This window comes from Cyclobacterium jeungdonense, from assembly GCF_010994275.1.
Classification (GTDB): Bacteria; Bacteroidota; Bacteroidia; order Cytophagales; family Cyclobacteriaceae; genus Cyclobacterium; species Cyclobacterium jeungdonense.
This window is the reverse complement of record NZ_WMCD01000002.1, coordinates 504456-527070: the sequence shown is the minus strand read 5'-3', so window position 1 is coordinate 527070 and position 22615 is coordinate 504456. Positions and strand designations below refer to the sequence as shown.

Here is a 22615-nt window from a genome sequence, read left to right as displayed (position 1 = left end):
TACTTGTTGTTTACTTTGTGTTATTATGCTAAGTTTGTGTTACAAACGTGTTACATTTTAAATCAAGGTTATGAAAACAGCCGATGCAAGTATTTATTTGGATGAACTGAGACCAAAGAAAAACGGCAAATGTTCCGTTAAAATTAAAATTACCTTCAACCGGAAACGCAAATACTTTTCAACCGGGATTGATTTAACGCCTGATGAATTTCAAAAGGTGATGCAAAACAAAAGAAGAAATGAAGAGCAAAAAGAAATCCATTTAAAACTAAACTATTTTTATACCAAGGCTGTAAATACCATAAAAACCCTCAACGTATTTACTTTCGGTGCATTTGAAGAACAGTTTTTTGAACAGCGAAACACGCAAAATAGTGTTTCCTTTGCATTTGAAAAGTATATAGCCCAATTGAAAGCCGAAAAAAGGTTAGGGACTGCTGTAAGCTATGAATGTGCAAAAAATAGCCTGGTGAGTTACAAAAAGGATCTGACTTTTGCAGAGGTAACGCCCAGCCTCTTAAAAAAATATGAGAGTTGGATGCTTGAAAGTAACAAAAGTGTTTCTACTGTTGGCATATACCTCAGAAGTTTAAGAGCCATTTACAACATTCAAAATATTGATAAAAGCATTTATCCGTTTGGCGAAGGGAAAAATAAATATTCTATTCCAACAGGTAGGAATATTAAAAAAGCATTGACGGTTGAAGAAATAGCCAAAATTTACAACTATGAAGCCAAACCGGGAACTACGAAAGAAATGGCAAAAGATTATTGGCTTTTTCTTTATTTGTGCAATGGCATGAATGTGAAAGATTTTTGTCTGCTTAAATGGGAAAACATTGACGGTGATATGCTGACTTATAGAAGGGCGAAAACCGTAAGAAGCAAAAAGCAAAGTAAATCGATTTCGGTGGCGTTAAAACCGGAAACCTTAGAAATCATTAAAAAATGGGGGGTACCCTCCCTTTCAAATGATGCCTATATTTTTCCGCACCTTCAACCCGGAATGAATGCAGAGAAAGAAAGAGGAACGTACCAGCAATTAACTAAAATCATAAATAAGTACATCAAACAAATAGTTTCTGAATTAGGAATAAAAAAGAACGTAACAACTTACTTTGCAAGGCATAGTTTTGCCACGGTTTTAAAGCGTTCAGGAGCTAAAATTGAAATGATTAGCGAGCTATTGGGCCACAGCTCTGTTGATGTGACAGAAAGTTATTTGGATAGCTTTGAAAAGGAACAAATTCAAAAGGAAACAGATGTTCTCACATTCGGTTTTAGGAAGGCAAACTAAGGTTAAAAAGGCGGTTTATGCTTTTGGACCAGGTAAATGGATTGGGCTTACTGGTGGTGAAAAGGAAAGTAAATATTTATACACAACTGATTAATCAAATGTTGTAAAATATTGACATTTAAAATCTAGAATCTTTATGCCAAACAGAATGAGTTTTGAAAAACATTTCACTTTTATTGTTAGAAAAAATAATTCGAAAATTTGTTATGTCAAGTTATGAATGAGGGAGATTAGAATATAAATATTTCGAGAAATGAATGATTTACCATTATTTGTTTCTCTTTTTGTATAATTTATAGAGATTTAGTATGGGGAGTATTTTTGATTCTGCTTCTTCAAAAGAAATTTTATTTGGGTGTTTTTTGAGTTAATCCAAAAATTAAACGATGAAGTTCGAAAAAATAAGTATCCAAAAATTTTACCGAATTGGCGAAAATTATTTAGAATTAATCTTAATTAAGTATTTTTTCAAAAAAATAAAAAAAGCTCCATTAAAAGGAGGAAAAAAATGTCAAAAAATAGTAATTTATGTAGTAAGTATATTTAGTGGTCGGGGAGAAGCCTACAAAAAATTAGGTATAAAAATAACCCAGGTCCACGCTAAAATTGTGGACTAAACCAATGGGAATGCCTGCAATAAAATCTAAATAGGTCTATGAGCGAAAAACTTGAATTCGAAGAACTTCTATTTAAATATGTAGATTTTTACGAGCAAGAACAGAAGGATGTAGTTAAAGAGGATAAAGATAGATTAGAGAATTCGCCAGATATTATTTCTGATTTCATAGAAATGTTTAATGAATCCATGTCTTTAAGGCAAGACTCAAGATTTTTTTGGCTAATAATTAGGTATGGGGCACCCAATAATTTCAAATTACTTCTTGAATGGTTAAACCATGAATTGGCTACCAATAAATCCGTTGAAAAACAAGATAATTTAGGGCAGAGCCAGGAAAATATAATTTACTTTTTATTTGAAAAAGGTGCCTTGAAAATTCAACACATTCAAGAGATGATAACCGTTCTGCAACGAAGGGAGATTAGTGGTTTCTCAGATCGTCCTCGAAAGCTGCTAGAATTTCATTTGAAAAGGATTCAAACAGATGAAATTATTGATATTGACACGTCTGAAGAAGAATCTGAAATTAAGGAAAAAGTTGAAGAAGCCTTCAGATTTATGTTAAAAACAGATCCCAGGACCAATGAGCAGATATTATCTGTTCTGGACTATGAAAAATTAATCGCATGGGTGACCTTCTATTTTACCAATGACTTTTCAATACCAAAGATTTTAAAGCCTATTAAATCCGTCAATACGCCAAAGGGTAATGTCATTTATACTTTTCTGCTTTTCTTTAAAATAGAGTATCCCGGACACCGTCGACCAGATAGCCTCTTTGATCTCATAAAAGCCTGTTTTTACCCATATAGAGATGACAATGCTGTAAACATGCGAAAAACCAGTAAGCCTCAATACTATGGAACAATAAATAAATACGGAAAAAATCAGTAGTGCCGTAAAATCGTAAGAAAAGCGGAAGAAAAGCGGAAACCCGTATCCTAACTCGCAAAGTATAACCAAACATACTTTGCAGTGAAGAAAATATCATTTGAAGAACTACCAGAGGCCGTTGGCCGAATGCTTGACAAGCTGGATCATCTTGAGAAAATTATTAGGTCCGCTAACCAACCCATTAAAAATCAAGAAGAAAAACTTCTTTCCATTGACGAGGCAGCCGAATTCCTTAACCTAAAGGTACCTACCATTTATTCTAAAGTTAGCCGGGGTGAATTGCCAGTGATGAAAAGATCCAAACGACTCTATTTCTCTAGAAATGAGTTGATGGGTTACTTGAAGAAGGGGGCCAGAAAATCATATTCAGATATAGAAAAAGAGGCTGAAACCTACCTCAATAAAAAAGGTAGATGCTGATGATTTGCGGAATTAAGGTGAAATTGGACTCAAGAGTCATTTCTCAGCTTTTGCAAAACTCTGCCCTTGAATTTCAATCCATACTAAACTGCAGTACCGGGGAAGTTGATACAAAAAAGTTTCTGGATGAGGAGGGGATTTTTATCTCAGTTAAAAATGCAGGATACGGCTACATAAAAGGAAGCCTCCACAAATACAAAAACAAGGGACATCATAACCATGATGACTTTTCCTGGCCGGAAGTTTCTGAAACAAATCAGCGACTTTCAGATCGGTTAATGGTTGATGTGAGAAAATTGCCGCTCATTAATCTCGAATGGGGCTTGAATATACCGATGGATGCTGATCCCAACATGCTTCTATCAGGACTTGTTCGACATAATGGAAGCCCATTTAAAAATATGTATGTTTTTCCGGGAAAGCATTACGTCGCAAACCACAGGGATTATGAAGTAAAAATTTACAACAAATCAGCGCAATACAGGCTTTCTTCCCATCTATTGAGATACGAGCTCTCTTCCAAAAAAGCCCGATTCTTTAATCGTTTAGGGATTGGTTGCCTGGGAGACCTGGAGAAGAACGACAACCAGAGTCAACTCTTTCATTCTCTACTCAGTGAATGGGACAATATCTTGCTGATTGATCCACTGATTTACACCAATGCGGAAAATTCTAGGAAAGATGAGATAAGGTTGGCAAACTGGAAAAACCCTTCTTTCTGGAATAAATCAAACAGAAGGGTTAGGTCTTACCAACTAGAACAATACGAAAAATACTTACTGCAGCACCATATGCGGACCAAAGAGAAGTTCGGTGAACTTTTAAGGAGAAAATTCATTCAATTGTAACGATTTCACCCCTAGCATGTAGTGTGAATTCGTTACAAGGGATAAGAGAAAATTGCGCTATGAAAACAGAGATCGACCTTGGCCAGGATAAAATCTATTTAACCACCAAAGAACTCCACTTTGCTGAGCACTATCTTGGGGAAGCAAAAATGAATGCTACAGAAGCGGCAAAACTTGCAGGGTACAGTGAACATTCTGCAAGGCAACAAGGGCATGAAAACCTTACAAAACCTTACATTAAAAAATACATTCAGGCAAAGGGATCGAAAATTCTTCAAAATATTGGGGTAACACAGGAGAAGGTATTGACAGAAATCGCAAATATTGCCTTTTCCAACATCACTGAATTTTTTAATGATGACTGGTCTTTAAAGTCACTCAGTCAGGTAGATCCAAATACAACAAGTTCCATCAAGTCCTTAAAAAAAACGGAATCCGGTTTTGCTATCCACTCACATGATAAACTGAAAGCCTTGATGATGCTATGGGAATTAGTGAAAAATGATCAATAATATATAAAGTTACTTATTCGCATAAGGCTAATCGACAAATGAACAACACTTATCAGATAAATTTTTACCCCCCAATTTCTTAAAATCAGTTTCTCACTACCTTTTGCTTTTACTTTCATTTTCTTTGTCTACTTTAGTCAAAATTTGACAAGTCAATTATAAGGCAATGAACTATCTGGGCAATAAGCTCCGCGAGCTACGCGCATCCAAAGGGTTGCTTCTGAGACAAGTGGCAGCTTATATTGAGGTTGATACGGCATTGGTAAGCAAATTGGAAAGAGGTGAAAGAAAAGCCAAACGTGGCCATGTAGAAGCCCTGGCCAAGATTTTCAAAGTGAATGAGAAAGAACTCATTACTCTTTGGTTGGCAGACCAGGTATTTGACTTAGTAAAAGACGAAGAAGTTGCAAATGATGTATTGAAAGTTGCCGAATCAGAACTCAAATACGTTAAATCATCTGCTAAGGAATGACAAAACTTGAAAACATAACTAAAGGCACCCACTTAAAGGGAATTGTCACCAATAACTCGGTTGAAGTGATTGACGTGGCTTGGCACGGTACAGATGTAATTGAAATTACTTTCAAGGAGCCAAATGGAAATGTCAATAATGAAGTTCTATACCGTGATAGTGAACCTGATTTAGAAATAGCAATAGAGTCAGCTCCCTACAGTTTTAATGCTGATTCGAGCATGTTTAAATTGGTCTCAGAAGCCTATCGTATTCGCCTCGCTTACATATTTGATCCAATGATGGCCATTCATACTTCTATGATTGAGCCACTGCCACATCAGATAACAGCAGTTTATGATAGCATGCTTCCACGCCAACCGCTACGCTTTCTATTGGCTGATGATCCAGGAGCAGGTAAAACCATTATGGCGGGTCTGTTGATTAAGGAACTTGTTATCCGTGGCGATGTAAAGCGCTGCATGATTGTCTGCCCAGGTGTACTCGCTGAACAGTGGCAAGATGAGTTATACCAAAAATTTCAACTACCGTTTGAGATATTGACAAATGACAAAATCAATGCTTCCAAAACAGGCAATTGGTTCACAGAAGAAAACTTAGTTATTTCTCGCATAGATAAATTGGCAAGAGATGAAGATTTAAAGGATAAGCTGAATGTCACCGATTGGGACTTGATAATAGTCGATGAAGCGCACAAAATGTCCGCTTCTTTTTTTGGCGGTGAAGTCAAGTATACCAAGAGATTCCGTTTAGGCCAATTGCTTTCTCGAAAGACCAGGCATTTCTTGCTAATGACAGCTACACCCCACAACGGTAAGGAAGAAGATTTCCAATTGTTCCTTTCATTGCTTGATGGCGACAGATTTGAAGGTAGATTCAGAGATGGCGTTCATACAGTTGAAGTTTCTGATATTATGCGGAGACTTCTCAAAGAAGAACTTGTAAAATTTGATGGTAAACCACTTTTTCCTGAGAGAATTGCTCTTACTGTACCTTATCAGCTTTCTGCTTTAGAAGAACAACTTTATACGGAAGTATCAACTTATGTACGAGAACAATTCAACAGGGCTGACAGACTTGAATCAGGCAGACGTGGTACAGTTGGCTTTGCATTAACCATTCTGCAAAGGAGATTAGCATCTTCCCCGGAAGCCATCTACCAATCTATCCGCAGAAGAAAAGAACGCCTTGAAAGCCGTTTGGAAGAAGAAAGAATGTTTCAACGTGTGGAACTCTCCTCGGAACAAATGCCTGAGTTTGAATCAGAAGATGAGCTTGAAGATTATGTTGATGAATTTGAAAATGAAGATGAAGAAAGCGATGGAAAAGACTTTGTAGATAGAGCTACGACTGCTCAAACCATTCAAGAACTACAAGCTGAAATCAACACCCTTAAATCTTTAGAAGAGCTTGCCCTATCAGTTAAGCGATCAGGAAATGACAAAAAATGGGAAGAACTATCAAATATCCTTACAGAAAGTAAATGGATGTTTGATGAAGGTGGCAACCGGAGAAAACTCGTAATCTTCACTGAGCATAGGGACACCCTCACTTACTTAGCCACCCGCATTAGGGCTTTATTGGGTAGTCAAGATACAGTGGTCACCATTCAAGGTGGAATGAACCGTGAAGATCGCAGAAAAGCCCAAGAACAATTCACTCAAGACATTCATGTATCTGTACTTATTGCCACAGATGCCGCAGGTGAAGGTATTAATCTGCAAAGGGCGCATCTTATGGTCAATTACGACTTACCGTGGAACCCAAATCGTTTGGAACAGCGTTTTGGTAGAATACACCGTATTGGCCAAACGGAAGTCTGCCGTTTGTGGAACCTCATTGCGCACCAAACCAGAGAAGGTGAAGTTTGGCAGCGCCTATTTGAAAAGTTAGAAGTTGAAAGAGCTTCTTTAGGCGGGCAAGTATTTGATGTTTTGGGCGAAATGACCTTTGAAAACAAGAGTCTTAGAGACTTACTCATTGAAGCCATACGATACGGAAACGACCCTGAGCGCAAAGCCTACTTAGACAGAGTATTAAATGACTCACTAGACCACGAGAAGATCCAAAAAATTCTTCAAGAACGCTCCCTCCATTCTATCACAATGACCCGCTCTAATGTTAAAGAGATCAGGGAAGAAATGGATAGAGCCGCTGCAAGAAAACTACAGCCCCACTTCATCGCAGATTTCTTTCTTTCTGCCTTCAAATCACTTGGTGGTTCAATATCGGAGAAAGAGAAAGGCAGATACCAAGTCATGCATGTACCTGCAGCAATTCGTAATCGAGACAGTGTCATTGGTACACGTGAGCCAATCCTTAAAAACTATGAACGCATTACCTTCCACAAGGAATTAATATCGGTACAAGGAAAGCCATTAGCCGCATTTGTTTGTCCAGGGCATCCATTGCTTGATGCTACCATTGATTTATTGCTTGAATCTCGTTTTAGTTTGTTAAAGCAAGGTTCAATACTCATTGATGAACTTAATCCATCATCAAAGCCCCGAGTGTTATTTTATTTAGAGAACAGTGTACAAGATGCAAAGCATTTGGATAGTGGCGGCAGAAGAACCATTTCTAAAGAAGTTCATTTCGTTGAGCTTTGGGAAGACGGCAACATAACCCAAGCGGGTTACGCTCCTTACCTCGACTACAAAAACGCAACAGACCAAGAGCTAAATGAGCTTATACCAAAAGCAGAATCATTAGGATGGCTCAAGGATTCTATGGCGGACAAAATCAAATCTTTTGCCATTACATCTATTGCTCGCGACCATTTAAAGCGAATAAAAACCAATCGAGAATACCTGATTGAGAAAACCCGTGATGCAGTTGAAGAACGGCTAACCAATGAAATTCGCTATTGGGATCATAGAGCCAGGGACTTGCGCCATCAAGAAGAAGCGGGAAAAGCAAATGCCAAGCTCAACTCTAATGAAGCAAGGAAACGAGCTGATGAATTGCAGGCACGACTACAAAAGCGATTGGAAGAACTCGACCAGGAATGCAAAATCTCAAGTAAGCCCCCCGTTATCATAGGAGCTTCATTAGTGCTCCCTGCATCTTGGATTACAGGGGCTAAAGATGAAACCTACAAAGAACAAGGCTTTGCTTCACCCGAAGAAAAAGCCAAAATTGAAGCAGCGGGAATGCAAGCTGTTTTTCAGATTGAAGCAGCACTTGGTAATAAAGCCAAAGATAGAAGCCATGAGAAAATTGGCTATGATATAGAAAGTATTGATGGAAAAGACGGTAATCTCAGATTTATTGAGGTGAAAGGCAGAAGATACGATGCTCCCACTGTCACAATAACTAAAAATGAGATAATTCATGGGCTCAACTTGCCCGAGCAGTTCATACTCGCAATCTGCCTCATCAATGGCAAAAAGGCTGATGTGCACTTCATCAAAGATGCATTCACCTTTGAACCTGATTTCGGAGTAACCTCCATCAATTTTAACATTAAAGATTTGCTCACCAAAGCTGTGATGAACCTACAAATAGAACTTGAACAGTAAGTATGAACAAAAAACTGATAGAAGTAGCGCTTCCACTTGATACCATTAACGATGCGTCTGCATACGATAAAATGCCAGGCATTGGAGCACATCCAAAAGGCATACATTATTATCCTGCGAGATTACCATTGCCTTCTGCTCGTGCAGTGCTATTTGCTTCAATGGTTGATGACCCCTCATCCCATCCCGACAAATTCCCTACAGAAGAAGAGCAAGAAAAAGAGCGAGACAGATTATTTGCATTGATTAGGTCACTTTGCGAAAATAAAATTCACACAAAGCCAAGGGCATTTCAAGCAGCCATTGATGAAATCAAGAAGCAATGTGATAATGATTTACCTAATGTTCATGATCCGTTCGCAGGTGGTGGTGCAATACCACTTGAAGGTATGCGCTTAGGAATGAAGGCAATTGCCACAGACTTAAACCCAGTTTCTATTTTCCTCAACAAAGCGACAATAGAGCTTCTTCCGAAATTTGCAAACCAAGCTCCAATTAATCCTGAATCGCAGATAAAAAGTGAAGGTCTAGAGTGGAAAAATGCTGCAGGATTGGTAGAAGATTTGAAATACTATGGAAATATCATTCATAAAAGAGCAGAAAAGAAACTGCAGCAGTATTTCCCCAAGGTTAAAGTATCAAGTAATCGGGAATCCAAAGTAATTACCTACATATGGAATAGAACGGTAAAATGTCCCAATCCTGCCTGTGGTTGTGAAATGCCTTTAGTCAAGTCATTTGCCCTACGCTCCAAAAAGAAACCTAAAGTATTTTATCGCCCATTAATTGAAAGAAATGATGGCAATAAGCTAGTCGGCTATGAAATAGTTGGCGAGAATCCCGAAAAAGGCACAGTACAGCGAAACAAAATAACCTGCTATGCTTGCCAGGAAGTAACCACTTTAGATTACGTTAAGAAGGAAGGTAAAGAAGGTAGAATGGGCATGCGTCTTGCCGCAATGGTTGTAGATAAAGGACGTGGAAAGGATTACTACCCTCCAACACTAGAGCAAGAAGAAATTGCATTAAATACTCCAACTGATTGGGCACCTGACTACATAATGTCAGACCATCCTCAGTACATGGCTCCTCCCCGATATGGCCTGACTCACTTCAAAGATTTATTTACAAAACGACAGTTATTAGCTCTCACCACAATTTCAAACTTGATTCACGAATGGCATGCTGAGCAAAAAGGCAAAATTGAACAAGACTACTTAAATCTCTTGACGCTATATATGTTTTTTGCTGTTGACCGACTTGCCGATTTTAACTGCAATGTTTCACGTTGGAAGGCATCAGGGGAACAACAAATGCAGCTTTTTTCAAGTAATCGTTTTGCTATGGCAATGGACTTTACAGAAGCCAACGTGATTGGCTCTAAAGCAATTTGTTGGCTGAAGTCTATGGGAATGGTCTATGATTCAATTGCAATTACAATCAATCAATTTTCAAAGCCAGGTTTGGTTAAACAGAAAAATGCTGAAAACCCAGATCCTGAAATTAATAAACTCCTAGTAAGTACCGACCCACCATACTACAACAATATTCCCTATGCTGAACTGATGGACTTCTTCTACGTATGGATGAAGCATAACCTTGAACCATATTTTCCTGACATTACCAAAACACTCCTAACACCAAAAACAGAAGAGCTTGTCGCAAATGAATTTAGGTTTGAAGGTGATAAGGATAAGGCAAAAGAACACTTTGAAGGTGGCTTCAAAAAAGCATTTACAGTTCTTAAAGAAGCAATGGACGAGCGTTTTCCTATGTCCATTTATTATGCCTTCAAGCAAGAAGAAACAGATGGTTCGTCAGATGATGATGAAGCAGCCAATGTAGCAGGAATAACACTGACTACAGGATGGGAAACCATTTTAGAAGCTGTTATCCAAAGTGGCTTTCAAATTACCGCTACTTGGCCTTTAAGAGCATCACAGAAATGGAGACTGCGTGCAATGGGTTCAAATGCACTCGCATCCTATATAGTTATGATTTGTAGGCAAAGAACCGATAAGGAGAGCACCATCACTCGCAGACAATACATGCAAGAGCTGAAACGAGAATTACCGCAAGCATTGGAAATTCTTCAAAAGTCCAATCTTGCACCAGTGGATTTAGCTCAAGCAGCATTAGGTCCGGGAATGGGTATTTTCTCAAGGTATGAGCAAGTAATAGAGCAAGACGGGTCTAAAATGAATGTTCGTACTGCCCTTTCACTCATTAACCGAACCATTGATGAAATCTTAACGGATCAGGAAGGTGATTTTGATGCGGAGACTCGATGGGCTTTAGCTTGGTTTGAGCAATTCGGTATCGAAAAAAAGCCATATGGTGATGCTGAATCGCTATCCAGAGCTAAAGGCACAGCTGTAAATGCATTAACCGAAGCAGGAATAATTTCAGCAGGACAAGGTGACGTAAAGCTGCTTTCACGAGATGAACTCGACCCTAATTGGAACCCAGAAACTGACAAGCGAACAGTAGTTTGGGAGGTGACTCAACACCTCATCAAACAGCTTCAGGAAAACGGAGAATTGGGAGCAGCTAAACTCTATAAAAAACTTGGAGCAGAAGCAGATATAGCAAGAGAGCTTTCCTATCGCTTATTTTCCATTTGCGAGAAAAAAGGATGGGCAAAAGAAGCTCAAGCCTATAACAGCCTTGTATTGGCTTGGAACCAAATAGTAACAGAATCTTTGAACATTAGAGACGATAAAGGATCTCAAACACAACTTGAGTTTTAAATATGGCACTAAGCAACTTAGACAGAGTAAACAAAGGACTCGAACTGCTTCGCAGCGGTTTGTTCCCGTATATCGTAAGAGAACTTAAAGAAGTAAACAAAGCCTATTGGCAAGAAGCTGCTGTTTCTTCTTTTCCTGAAGACCATCATTCTCGTGACTTAAACCATGAAGAATGGGATGTGCAGGCGCTTCTACTCATTATGTGGAAGAATTGGAACGGCACTTTCAATAAAACATTGGGCTTTGCAGAAAGGTCTATGGTGAGTGAGCTAATGGAAGTTCGAAAAAGGTCGGCTCATCAAAACAAACACAATAAGTTTGATACAGATGATGCCTACCGTGCTCTAGACAACATTGAAAGGCTATTAAGTGCCATTGCCGCTCCTGAAGCAGAAGAAGCACAAGAACAAAAAAGCGAATTGCTTCGCATTCGCTATGAAGAAAACACCAGGAAAAAGGCTCGTAAAATAGAAACCCAATTGGTTGATGTTAGCGGTGCAATCGGCTTAAAACCTTGGAAACAGATTATCACCCCGCATCCAGATGTTGCATCAGGCAAATTCCAACAAGCAGAATTTGCCGCAGACCTTTGGCGTGTTTATCAAGATGGAGAAGGTGCAGGAGAATACGGAAGGCCAGTTGATTTTTTTAATAGAACGTATTTAACCCAAGGAATCCAAAGACTATTAACCAATGCCATTGAAAGATTGAACAGCGATGGTGGCGATCCTGTAATCAATCTACAAACCAATTTTGGCGGTGGTAAAACCCACTCCCTTTTGGCACTTTATCACTTGTGCTCAGGTGCAGACTTCACTTCGGTTAGAGACCTTGAAGACTTTTTCAATGAACTTGGAGATAAGCGGCCACCAAAGAATGTAAATAGAGCGGTATTAGTAGGAAATAGAATCTCTCCCAATGTAAGAAATAATAAAACCGACTCAGTAACCGTGAAAACCCTTTGGGGTGAAATGGCCTGGCAATTGGCAGGTAAAGAAGGTTATGAGATTATTCGTGAAGCAGATGAAAGAGCAGCTAATCCGGGAGACTCACTTGTCCAGCTTTTTAAAAAAGCAGCCCCTTGCATGGTACTTATTGATGAGTGGGTCGCATACACACGCCAGCTTAAAGATGATAGCGATGACCTAAGCGGCACCTACGGAACACAAATGTCTTTTGCTCAGGCATTGTGTGAAGCTGCAAAAGCAGTTCCCAATGCCCTTGTAGTTATCAGTTTGCCAGCTTCTGATATTGAAATGGGCGGTGCAAAAGGTAGGCAATCGGCTGCCGAGCTAGGCAACATTGTTGGCCGAATTGAATCACCTTGGATGGCAGCCACAACAGAAGAATCATTTGAGATTGTTACTCGCAGACTATTCTCTCCAATATCAACTAAAGAGCAGTATGCTGAGCGAGATGCGACAGCTCGTTCGTTTGGGGATTTCTACAGGCAGAACAATGCAGATTTTCCAAATGAGACACAAGAGAATAGCTATGAAAAGCGGATCAGGGATTTCTTCCCAATACACCCCGAGCTGTTTGATGGATTAGCTGAAAGGTGGGCAAGTATTCCACAATTTCAAAAAACGAGGGGAATTCTTCGTTTAATGGCTAAAATAATTCACTCATTATGGGAAAATAATGATCAAAGCCCATTGATACTTCCTGCAAACGTCCCAATGGATGCAGCAGATATTCAAAACGAACTGATGCGTTACCTTGAAGAACCTTGGCGTGCAGTAATCCAAAAGGATGTAGATGGCTCAAATGCTGTTCCGCGACAGATAGATAACGATTTTCCAAACATTGGTCGCTTCTCAGCAACCAGAAGAGTAGCTAGAACTTTATTCTTTGGTTCAGCACCAACGTTTAACGCGGCAAACCGTGGTATTGATGAGCAAAAAATCAAGTTAGGAAGTATTCTGCCGGGTGAGAATATTCCAACCTTTACAGATGCTTTGAGACACCTTACTGATAAGGCAACCTATGTCTACCATCAAAGCAAAAATTATTGGTACAGCACACAAAACAATGTCAATCGAACAGCAGAAGAACGAGCTGCTCACATTAAAGTTGATAGGGTTGAACAAGAAATTGTCAATCTGCTTTCCAAGCAACTTATTCCTAATCAAGGGCAACTATCAAGAATTCATCTAATGCCGCAATCCTCAAATGATATACCCGATGATTTTGAAATGAAGTTGATAGTTATTGGAATAGACAATCCGCATATTCCAAGAGATGAGAACAGTCCTGCATTAGTTAAAGCAAAAGAAATTCTCTTAACCAAAGGCAAATCACAGAGGCTATATCGTAACACTTTGCTATTCCTAAGTGCCGATAGATCAAGGCTTGAAGAATTGAAGAAAGCAGTTCAACTTTATCTCGCTTGGAAATCTATTGTTGATGATAAGACTGCTTTAAACCTTGATGCTTACCAAAGTAATCAGGCAGAATCCAAAACCAAAGCAAGTCTTGATACGATTAAGCTAAGGTTACCAGAAACCTTTATTTGGATTCTTACATCATTCCAAGAAAGAGGATCATCCGATATTGTTTGGGACGTTTCCAAAATGAATGGAAGCAATCAAGAACCCTACCTTTCACGAGTTTTGAAAAAACTGACTTCTCAAAGTTTGCTGTACAATGATTTTGCCCCTACCCTCTTAAAGATGGACTTAGATAATATTCCATTGTGGAGAGATAATTCAGTAGAAATAAAGCAACTCAGGGAAGACTACGCTAAGTACCTATATTTAGCTAAACTCTCCAGCCCGACGCTTTTAGAACAAGCCATAGAGAACGGTTTGGCTTTAGTTTCGTGGAAGAAAGACTCTTTTGCCCTTGCAGACAGCTATGATGCTGAAAATCTTCGTTACTTAGGATTGCAAGCAGGAACTTCAGTAATGGTTTCACTTGACTCTTCAAGACTTTTGGTTAAGGCTGATATTGCTTCTACTCAAATCGAAAAAGACAAAGAAGAAGCTGAAGTAGAAAACGCTTCTACGGGTTATGGCAAGACAACAAAACCTTATGGTGGCGAAACTGAATTGCCAACAGTTAGTGAGCCATCTGCGAATACAAAGAAGACCAGATTTTTTGGTCATATTGAAACAGATGCCACCAGGTTTTTCAGAGCTGCTGATGATGTAGAGAAAGAGATTCTAAGGCACCTTGATGGTATTAAAGGTTCAGATGTCAAAATTACAATTCATATTGAAGCCAGCACGGAAGTAGGATTTGAAAATGATGTTGAAAGAACACTCAAAGAGAACGGAAGAACCTTAGGATTCGGAAGTGTGGAATTTGAATAATTAAGTCCTTATGATGGATCTTCCAGAAATACTGACCGCACACATCATGAATGGTGAAAGTCTTTGCTTTGTCATGGAATTCTGTGACAAGTGCAAACTCCATCAGCCATTACAGGAGCCAGCCTGGAACAGAAAATTAAATGGATTACCATAGCTAGCAAAACATGATTGGCTAGCTATGGTTTTAGAGCCAAATGGTTAGAAATTTTTTGTGGATTATTTTGCACTATCATATTATTGAAACAACAAATGGGAATTTACCATCACCAACCAATATAGGGTTTTGTTTTCCTTTTGTTTTCTGAATTACTACCTTTCTCGATTCATCAAAAATTTTTTGGATGCTAAATATTTTTCGTCTACCATATTCATGATAATGTCTAGCAACTATTATTAGGTATTGGACAAAATAGTATTCATAGGCTGATTCAGATATACTAGAAGCAAATAAATAGGTTATTCCATTTTCAATTCGATCTATTTCATCATTGTATTTTATTTTTGACGCTTTTGATGTTTTCGGTCTCTCAATTTTCCCTCCATCTTTAAATTTAGGAACTAAGCCATTTAAGTCTTCTACGAGTAAATCAAATTCAATAATGTCACGACAACTTTCAACTATAAAAAGCTGTTTCTTAGATGAAAAATTTAATTGTCCAGGAAAAATATATAGTTCCTTTTGTATCCAAAATATTTGAAATCCGTCCCTATTTCCACCATGGCCCAATAACAATATAATTAGCGAATCTAAAAATTGGTTTTCATCGTTAAACCTGTCTATAGTCTCAATTGATGGCTCTTCTAGAGCCACTATTTCAGTACTTTCATATACACCTCCCGCATTTGATGCAAAGTACTTTTTGTAGAGTTCTAAAATTTTTCTGTCGTTAATTAATTCAGAATCATTAACACTGAATCCCTTTATTAATAAAATCTTTCTGAACATTAAATTATTAGTTAAATTTATTATAAGTCATCTCCTTTTGAACTATTTATATAGCGTAACTACCGCTATGTAGGGCAATCATATTGTGAGTCCCATTAAAAAATTCACCGTTCATGATACTGATTATTTTAAATAGCAATAATATTTTTGTAAATGAAGGCATTTTTTGTAAAATAATATGCGCAATTGAATATCTAATTTCCACCCCCAATGGGGTGAAATTGGGGTATATGGATTAAGCTGTTTTTTCTAGAGCCTGAAAGGGATTGCGGGTAGGACCACTATCAAAACAAATAAATTGGATAGGCTTTAGAAATTCGTATACCAATAACCCCCTTTTTGGCTATAATACATTTTATAGGGAGCTTACAATTCAGTAAATATATTTTTTTAATTTGTCTAAATTTAGAAAAAACTCTGTTCTGATTTTTTCATGAACCAATACTTCTGATTGGAAAGATTTTTTTCCCTCGTTATCTAAATCGAAGTAATTATCTTTTTTAGCCACTTTGAAATTAATACAATTAAAATTATCAAATGAATTTCCGATAATTGCGTTTCTATCTGTAGCATTTCTATCTGAAAATAAAGTCTCTTTTAAAAATATAACAGATGGATCAATTTCAATTATGATAGGATGGTTTATTCTTTTTTCATAAATTGCTTTATGCATCATTGGCTGAGCTGAATTAAAACTCAATCTAACATAGTTTTCAAGCATTTTATGTGAGTCTAAGTCTTTAGAAAGGTTAGTTGATGCGAATGTATTTTTTACCATTTTGTCTTTTAAATAAAACCAAGAATACAAACCGCCTTTGTCGAAAATTGATTTGAGATTAGTGATATCTGTAAAGTGATACAGTTTAAATATATTATTTTCAATTAAAGTATTCTTCAATTTGTAAACATCAATTTTTAAGTTATTAGGGTCAGGTAGGTTAGAGTTGTATCTAATCTCTTTGTTTTCAAAGGTGTCTTCACTGGAAAAATAAAGTTCTTGGAATGATATGCTTTTCAACTCAAGGTTAAATTTCAGAGAATTCAAATCACCACGGTAAAATATTGTTTTAAACCAAGATTGCTCTTTAGGTTCAAGCGAATTACCATGACAAAAATCAAAATACTCAAATGAACTACTAAAAAAAATGTATTCGTTAGAATTAAATATCTTTTGGATAAATTCGTTAATTAATTTCCGTTCCTCATTTATTGAAAAGACATTTAAAACTAAATCCGAAAAAATTTCTCCATTTAAAAGAACTTTGATTTCAAAAATGTTACGATGGTTATTAACTTGAACGCTATGAGTTTTATATTTTTTATTTAATGTCATTTTATAAGTTTAAGGATGCCAGTTACCAACGTTTTCCCACACCCATTTCAAATTTGGCCCATGTCCTCCAAATGGTTTGATTATATCATAATATGCTTGCTGCATCAATTGAAGCCCTCCAAATTGGTGAAGTTTTAAACCAATTTCCTTTATTCTTGAGTTTGGAATTTCGTCACCATTACTTTGGACAATATAAAAGAGTGACCTACCTGGTTTCATTACAATATTGGGAATCCCTTGACCAAGCATATTTTGATAACCCCCTTTAGATTTTTCCAGATCAACGTCTTTCATTCCAATCTCGATGGCTTCTTTTATTAAAGAATAAACTAATTGTTCAGTGTTCATAATTTTAATAATATCTAATATGATAAATATGGTTTTTAATATATCTCAATGCGGTATTCATTTTGATATGTGCAAGCAACAGTATTTTCATACTTGGCTTTACAAGCCGAATGAAAAATCTAACCTGTTTGTAGTGAGTATTATGTTGCTTAAGGGGTTGTGGTGGTTCCGAACAAAAATCCAATGGCTGCTAGAAACGCTCCTCCAATAAATTGTAAAACCTGCTGGTCTGCTTGCCCTGGTCTAAATACTAAAATACAAAGTGTCACTAATAATACAAGTGTTACAATTGCAGAAATACCTGTTTTAGTAAACATTTGGAGGTACCATTTTTTATTCTGTCTATCTCCAATAAAATTAATTAGTTCTTCTATTGTCGAGAATATTCTCACTTTTTTGTCATTATCGACAAAACATATTTCCCCTTCTGTCTCGATGTCATTTTCTTTGGCTTTTACAACGAGATAGTAGCCATCGTCTGAATTCTTAATTGATTTAGTTATTTTTATATCTGTCCATTGAGGGTATCTACAAATATACTCTTTTATTACATTTTCTTTAATTTCATTTAAATTAGCCATGTTCCTTTTTTAGTATAAATGGAGATTTTCTTCTAAAATTTTTCCTTTTCTAAGTGCAACAATGCTTTGTCCCATGTTATGCAGCTACCTGATGAAGGTGGAGATTTATATGTACAAACTCGACTTAACCACTTAATCACCACCTCTAGGTAGGTACTGTTAAATGCCGCTTTCCCTATTGAATTTCATATTCTGATATCTTATGCCATACTGAAATATTTCCAATGAATTTTTCATATCCCTTCGTAATTGTGTTTCCTTGTCCAAATCCCAATTCAGTCAATTTTTTATCCAATTCGTCTATTTTTGGAATATCATGTAACAACATTTCAATAATCATTCTTGAAGCTAATATTTGTGCATACTCAAAAAACATTTCGAATTTATTGAAATTGTTACTGTTCATCCCTGAATGCACCAATTTCGAACGGTAACCATAAAGAAGGTTCGCATTTTTGTAAATTTTCTTTCCATTTTCATGAGATTCAGAACATAAAACTGCAAGATTTCTTCTAAATCTATATGAAAGTTGTTCGGTTCCTGGAACTATAGTCTCTAAACAAATACAAAGACATATAAACGACATTTCAACGCTATTAACGTTGAAAGAATCTAAGTAGTATCTAATAGCATTCCGAATATAATTTCTCTTATTATAGTTCTCCTTGTAAAATGCTAAAAAAGTGTTTGTTTCTTTTAGATGTTCCTCTGGATATACAAAGTAATGTTTTTTGGGATCTTGGTACTTATGCCAATGATGGTGATCGTAGGTACTCCAACTACTGAAGTATATACCTTTTCCTTCAAAATATTGAGCTCCTAAGATATTCTTTATGTATAATTCTGAAGGATGAATAACTTTGATTGCACCTATTGCCTCAAAATATGCAGCCTCCGATGGGGGATTGTTAAAGTCTAATGGCCAAAGGAGATTCATATATCTCCAATCACCGTGCATTCCAGCACCTCCCATTCCGTCAGCACTTTGGGAAACTTTTTTAATATGTTTCCAGTTTCTGTCGGCCTCATCAGGAATGGAATTAGATCGAATAAATTCCTCTGTATTTTTATTTTCTACCAATCCACCTATTATTCCCCATGGGGTTAGATCTAAATGAGAAAAATCAATATAGGTTCCTCCCACTGTTGCAAAGTGTATATATGATTCTTTTCTCTCCATTTTGTTTTTTAATGACCTGGCATATATCGAAAAGTGTAAATACCTGACACGATCATGGTTAAACAACAATCATATGTTGAGTAACCTCATTAAATTGACTTTTGATCGAGTATTAATATTACCGATAATTTCTCAGAAATCAATGCCATTTTTGTAGTTGAATGAAATCCACGGGATAAATCATGACCTATTTGTAGCACATATAAAAGAACTGCTCGAAAACTGGAAGCAAAAAGTATGTGTAAACAAGGAGTCAAATTGAGACCAATAAAAACCGGCCACACAATGAAATGGTGTGGGTATAAATAAGGTAAAAAAACCTCCTTATTTCAGACTTGTGTCACAAACGTGTTACAAGAATAAATAAAAAATGGCTACATTTCTGTAACCATTTGATTTTTAGGCTCCTCCTCTTGGGCTCGAACCAAGGACCCTCTGATTAACAGTCAGATGCTCTAACCAACTGAGCTAAGGAGGAATTACACTATTTCAACTTAATTTTCCAGTAACCCATTCTTAAAGGACCCTTCCCGATTAATCGGGATCAGATGCTCTAACCAACTGAGCTAAAGTGGAATTTTACTATTTCAACTTATATTTCCAGTAACCCACTCATAAAGGACCCTTCCCGATTAATCGGGATCAGATGCTCTAACAAACTGAGCTAAGGAGGAATAATCGTCGTTTAAGGGCGTTTCCTTAATTGAGATGCAAACATAACAGGTTACTTATTTTTTTCCAAATAAGGCTGCCTGGATTTTTCATAAATTTTATTTACTGTAAATCTATAGGTTCAATACCAGCGACTTAAAGTTTCTCCTGGCAAACACTGGTCTGGGCTTTACCCTTCCTGAAACAACTGCCCAATGCTTTTAAGGGATTTTTTAAATGCAAGCCTTTTTTTTACCTGAAAAAAGTATAAATTTGCCAATCCATTGAGAGAAGGAATGTCCGGAAAAACAATTCTTCTCCAAAACTGAGGAAATTTCTTTTCAAATCTCGGGGTGTAGCGCAGTCCGGTAGCGTACTTGCATGGGGTGCAAGGGGTCGTGGGTTCAAATCCCGCCACCCCGACGAATGTTGAGCCAGGCTGGATTCCCAGTCTGGCTTTTTTTTGGAAAATTTTGTACACATACTGTACCCCGCTTCCCTGGATCGTTTCTACGTAGGCCAGACGAGTTCGGCAGCGTATCCTTATTAGGGTCAGATGCTCAAATAGCGCGAATCCTGATGCCAGTGAGGGCACCCCGACCGGGGGGAATTATACAGGTTTCCTTGAATTCTTATCGGGAAAAAAGGTCAGGCTTGACTATCTATCAAGCATCATTTTACACTATTTAACTGGTGCATTCCTCAACGCCAGACCAACCGTATGCGGACTTGCATACCGATTAGGGGAAGGGGATGCTATCTGACTTAGCGTGAAGCCATTGGTAAAACCGGACCCTGGAGAATTATCCGCTAATTTCAAGGGTGGTTTACTTTTTTTAACTCCGAAAATGGTACCTTGCTGTGCGCATTTAAAATTCCTGGTTGGAGTTTTTTCGGCGCATAGTTTTTGAAATCAACGCATTACGTAACTAGCAAATTGAAAATGGCATTCAAATCAGCTTTATTCGCATTGCTTGCGGTTATTTGCTTTCAATCCCTGGCACAGGTCATAGAGATCAAACCCTACCTTCAAGATGTAGCGCCAAATTCTGCAATTGTCATGTGGCAAACCTCCGAAGGGGAAGAAAGTACGGTAGAATGGGGTACCAGTCCTCAATTAGGTGAAATAGGTACGGGTACTTCTGAAGCGATCAATTTTGACGAAGTACGGGTGCATACTGTCAAGATCACAGGTTTGGAACGGTTTACCGAATACTATTACCGGGTGCGTACCGGAAATGCTCGTTCAGATATTTTTCAATTTAAAACACCTCCTTTTTCTAGCGACGGTAAAGATTTTAGGGTGGTTGCGATGAGCGACATGCAGTATGACCACAATCAACCTGATAAATTTAGTGAAGTGTTGAATGACGGGGTGATTGGATATCTTGAAAAAGAGTTTGGAGGATCCTTGCCCGATAATCTGGCAATGGTGCTTATACCGGGAGACCTGGTAGAAAATGGCGCAAAATTTTTTCAATGGAAAGACCATTTTTTTAACCCGGCAGAGAAATTATTCGCGCAAGTGCCGGTATATCCTGTACCCGGAAATCACGAGCGCAATTCCGTATACTACTTTAAGTATTTTAGTCTGCCTGAAAATGGTACGCCTGCCTATTCCGAACATTGGTGGTACAAAGATTACGGCAACACCCGGGTAATCGGCTTGGACTCAAACGATGGCTACAGGGATTTGAGGGAACAATTGGATTGGCTAAAAGAACTATTGGCTGACACAGGAAAAGATGATAAAATCGATTTCGTTTTTGCGCAATTGCATCATCCGTTTAAGTCAGAACTTTGGATTCCGGGCGAAGAAGACTTTACCGGCCGAATCGTTGAACAATTGGAACAGTTTTCAACCAGAACAGGGAAGCCAAGTATTCACTTTTTTGGCCATACGCATGGATATTCCCGGGGACAGTCCAGAGACCACAAACACCTCTGGATCAATGTGGCCTCAGCAGGAGGCGCCATCGATAACTGGGGCGAATTTGAAGGTAGGGATTACGATGAGTTTACCGTTACGCAAGATGAGTACGGATTTGTCATGGTATCCATAGACGGCGATAGAAAAGATCCAAAATTCACGATAAAGCGAATCAGCCGTGGCAACACCATAGAGCACCGGGAGAATGAATTGAGAGATAGCATTACCGTATGGAGAAAAGAACGCAAACCCAATACCCCCCAGACCATTTCACCAACAGGATCAGGGGTTTCTGTCCAGGCTGCAGTTTTGAAAGCCAGTCCATTCAATAGCGATTATTCGGGTACGTTTCACGCAGCTTCACATTGGCAGGTGTCAACATCAAGGAGTTTTGAAAAATTGGAATTTGAGAGCTGGCAACAATTTCAAAATTGGTATTACAAAGAAAACCGACAAAAGGACGACGACTTAACGGATGAAAAAACGGAGCGACTAGCTCCGAATACCACGTATTACTGGCGGGTTCGTTACCGCGATCAAAACCTGAATTGGAGTGATTGGTCAGAAGTTATGACCTTTCAAACCGATGACAAATGATCCTTGATCCGTTGCTTTCGCCTGTAATAGGTACTTCGCAGCCGCGTGCAGTCCGTGAATGCTCCTGATCCCCTAAAAAGGCTGTTTTTGCGGATGGCAGTAACCTCAGACAGAGCTACCGTGTGGGATTTGTGGATGGGTATAAATTTATTCGGTGGCACTATTCACCTTATGGTTTATTGTGGTTTTTGATGGTTCAAAATTATATTTTGTAGAATAGATTTCCATCCACAAAATTTTTTATGGCATAGACATTGCCATTTTCAGGGATAACAAACCAAAAATCGCTACCGTCATGCCCAAAACAATGAAAATGGCCAACGGATAGGGGCCGATTTGTTCTCATGTGCAACAAATTGAGATTTTAAGGAAACACTCAACTTTTTACAAGCACCTACCAGT

General features: G+C 38.0%; 16 protein-coding genes and 2 tRNA genes. 12 read left to right on the top strand and 6 right to left on the bottom strand.

Annotated features, from left to right (window positions below; genetic code table 11):
- Positions 1-70: 70 nt before the first annotated feature.
- The 10 genes from GKS34_RS07220 (at position 71) to GKS34_RS07175 (ending at position 14647) form a co-directional block, all read left to right on the top strand.
- The gene (locus GKS34_RS07220) at positions 71-1297 is read left to right on the top strand and encodes a site-specific integrase (protein ID WP_163384127.1); all 1227 of its coding nucleotides are present in this window, start codon (positions 71-73) and stop codon (positions 1295-1297) included.
- 386 nt (positions 1298-1683) lie between these two features.
- Positions 1684-1914, top strand: coding sequence for a hypothetical protein (locus GKS34_RS07215; protein WP_163384126.1), 231 nt, complete (start codon positions 1684-1686; stop codon positions 1912-1914).
- A 38-nt stretch (positions 1915-1952) separates the two neighbouring features.
- On the top strand, positions 1953-2810 hold the full coding sequence (locus GKS34_RS07210) for a hypothetical protein (RefSeq protein ID WP_163384125.1): 858 nt from the start codon (positions 1953-1955) through the stop codon (positions 2808-2810).
- 81 nt (positions 2811-2891) lie between these two features.
- Positions 2892-3230 (top strand): helix-turn-helix domain-containing protein, encoded by a 339-nt coding sequence (locus GKS34_RS07205; protein WP_240459221.1) that lies wholly within the window; start codon positions 2892-2894, stop codon positions 3228-3230.
- Positions 3230-4078, top strand: a complete 849-nt coding sequence (locus GKS34_RS07200) for a hypothetical protein (RefSeq protein ID WP_163384124.1) — start codon at positions 3230-3232, stop codon at positions 4076-4078. Before GKS34_RS07205 ends, GKS34_RS07200 begins: the two co-directional genes overlap by 1 nt.
- A gap of 59 nt (positions 4079-4137) precedes the next feature.
- Positions 4138-4590 (top strand): terminase small subunit, encoded by a 453-nt coding sequence (locus GKS34_RS07195; protein ID WP_163384123.1) that lies wholly within the window; start codon positions 4138-4140, stop codon positions 4588-4590.
- Between the two features lie 166 nt (positions 4591-4756).
- Positions 4757-5062 carry a helix-turn-helix domain-containing protein gene (locus tag GKS34_RS07190; protein WP_163384122.1) on the top strand — a complete coding sequence of 102 codons (306 nt, stop codon included), beginning with the start codon at positions 4757-4759 and terminating at the stop codon, positions 5060-5062.
- Entirely contained in the window at positions 5059-8583 is a 3525-nt protein-coding gene (locus GKS34_RS07185; protein WP_163384121.1) for a helicase-related protein, read from the top strand. The genes GKS34_RS07190 and GKS34_RS07185 overlap by 4 nt, the downstream gene beginning before the upstream one ends.
- Before the next feature lie 2 nt (positions 8584-8585).
- Positions 8586-11333 (top strand): DUF1156 domain-containing protein, encoded by a 2748-nt coding sequence (locus GKS34_RS07180; RefSeq protein ID WP_163384120.1) that lies wholly within the window; start codon positions 8586-8588, stop codon positions 11331-11333.
- Positions 11334-11335: 2 nt separating this feature from the next.
- Entirely contained in the window at positions 11336-14647 is a 3312-nt protein-coding gene (locus tag GKS34_RS07175) for a Swt1 family HEPN domain-containing protein (RefSeq protein ID WP_163384119.1), read from the top strand.
- A 229-nt stretch (positions 14648-14876) separates the two neighbouring features.
- On the opposite strand, the gene GKS34_RS07170 is transcribed toward GKS34_RS07175, so the two are convergent.
- From GKS34_RS07170 to GKS34_RS07145, 6 genes are all read right to left on the bottom strand, one after another.
- Positions 14877-15593: a caspase family protein gene (locus GKS34_RS07170; protein ID WP_163384118.1), complete on the bottom strand. Its 717-nt coding sequence runs from the start codon at positions 15591-15593 to the stop codon at positions 14877-14879.
- 373 nt (positions 15594-15966) lie between these two features.
- A complete protein-coding gene (locus GKS34_RS07165) occupies positions 15967-16926 on the bottom strand; it encodes a DarT ssDNA thymidine ADP-ribosyltransferase family protein (protein ID WP_163384117.1) in 960 nt (319 codons plus the stop codon).
- Positions 16927-16935: 9 nt separating this feature from the next.
- Positions 16936-17274: a hypothetical protein gene (locus GKS34_RS07160; protein WP_163384116.1), complete on the bottom strand. Its 339-nt coding sequence runs from the start codon at positions 17272-17274 to the stop codon at positions 16936-16938.
- A 149-nt stretch (positions 17275-17423) separates the two neighbouring features.
- On the bottom strand, positions 17424-17855 hold the full coding sequence (locus GKS34_RS07155) for a hypothetical protein (RefSeq protein ID WP_163384115.1): 432 nt from the start codon (positions 17853-17855) through the stop codon (positions 17424-17426).
- 175 nt (positions 17856-18030) lie between these two features.
- Positions 18031-19035: a HEPN domain-containing protein gene (locus GKS34_RS07150; protein ID WP_163384114.1), complete on the bottom strand. Its 1005-nt coding sequence runs from the start codon at positions 19033-19035 to the stop codon at positions 18031-18033.
- A gap of 404 nt (positions 19036-19439) precedes the next feature.
- Positions 19440-19513 (bottom strand) — tRNA-Asn (locus tag GKS34_RS07145).
- 522 nt (positions 19514-20035) lie between these two features.
- Here GKS34_RS07145 and GKS34_RS07140 point away from each other — a divergent pair.
- Positions 20036-20109: transfer RNA gene (locus GKS34_RS07140), tRNA-Pro, on the top strand.
- 520 nt (positions 20110-20629) lie between these two features.
- Positions 20630-22213 (top strand): fibronectin type III domain-containing protein, encoded by a 1584-nt coding sequence (locus GKS34_RS07135; RefSeq protein WP_163384113.1) that lies wholly within the window; start codon positions 20630-20632, stop codon positions 22211-22213.
- The last annotated feature ends 402 nt before the right edge of the window (positions 22214-22615 follow it).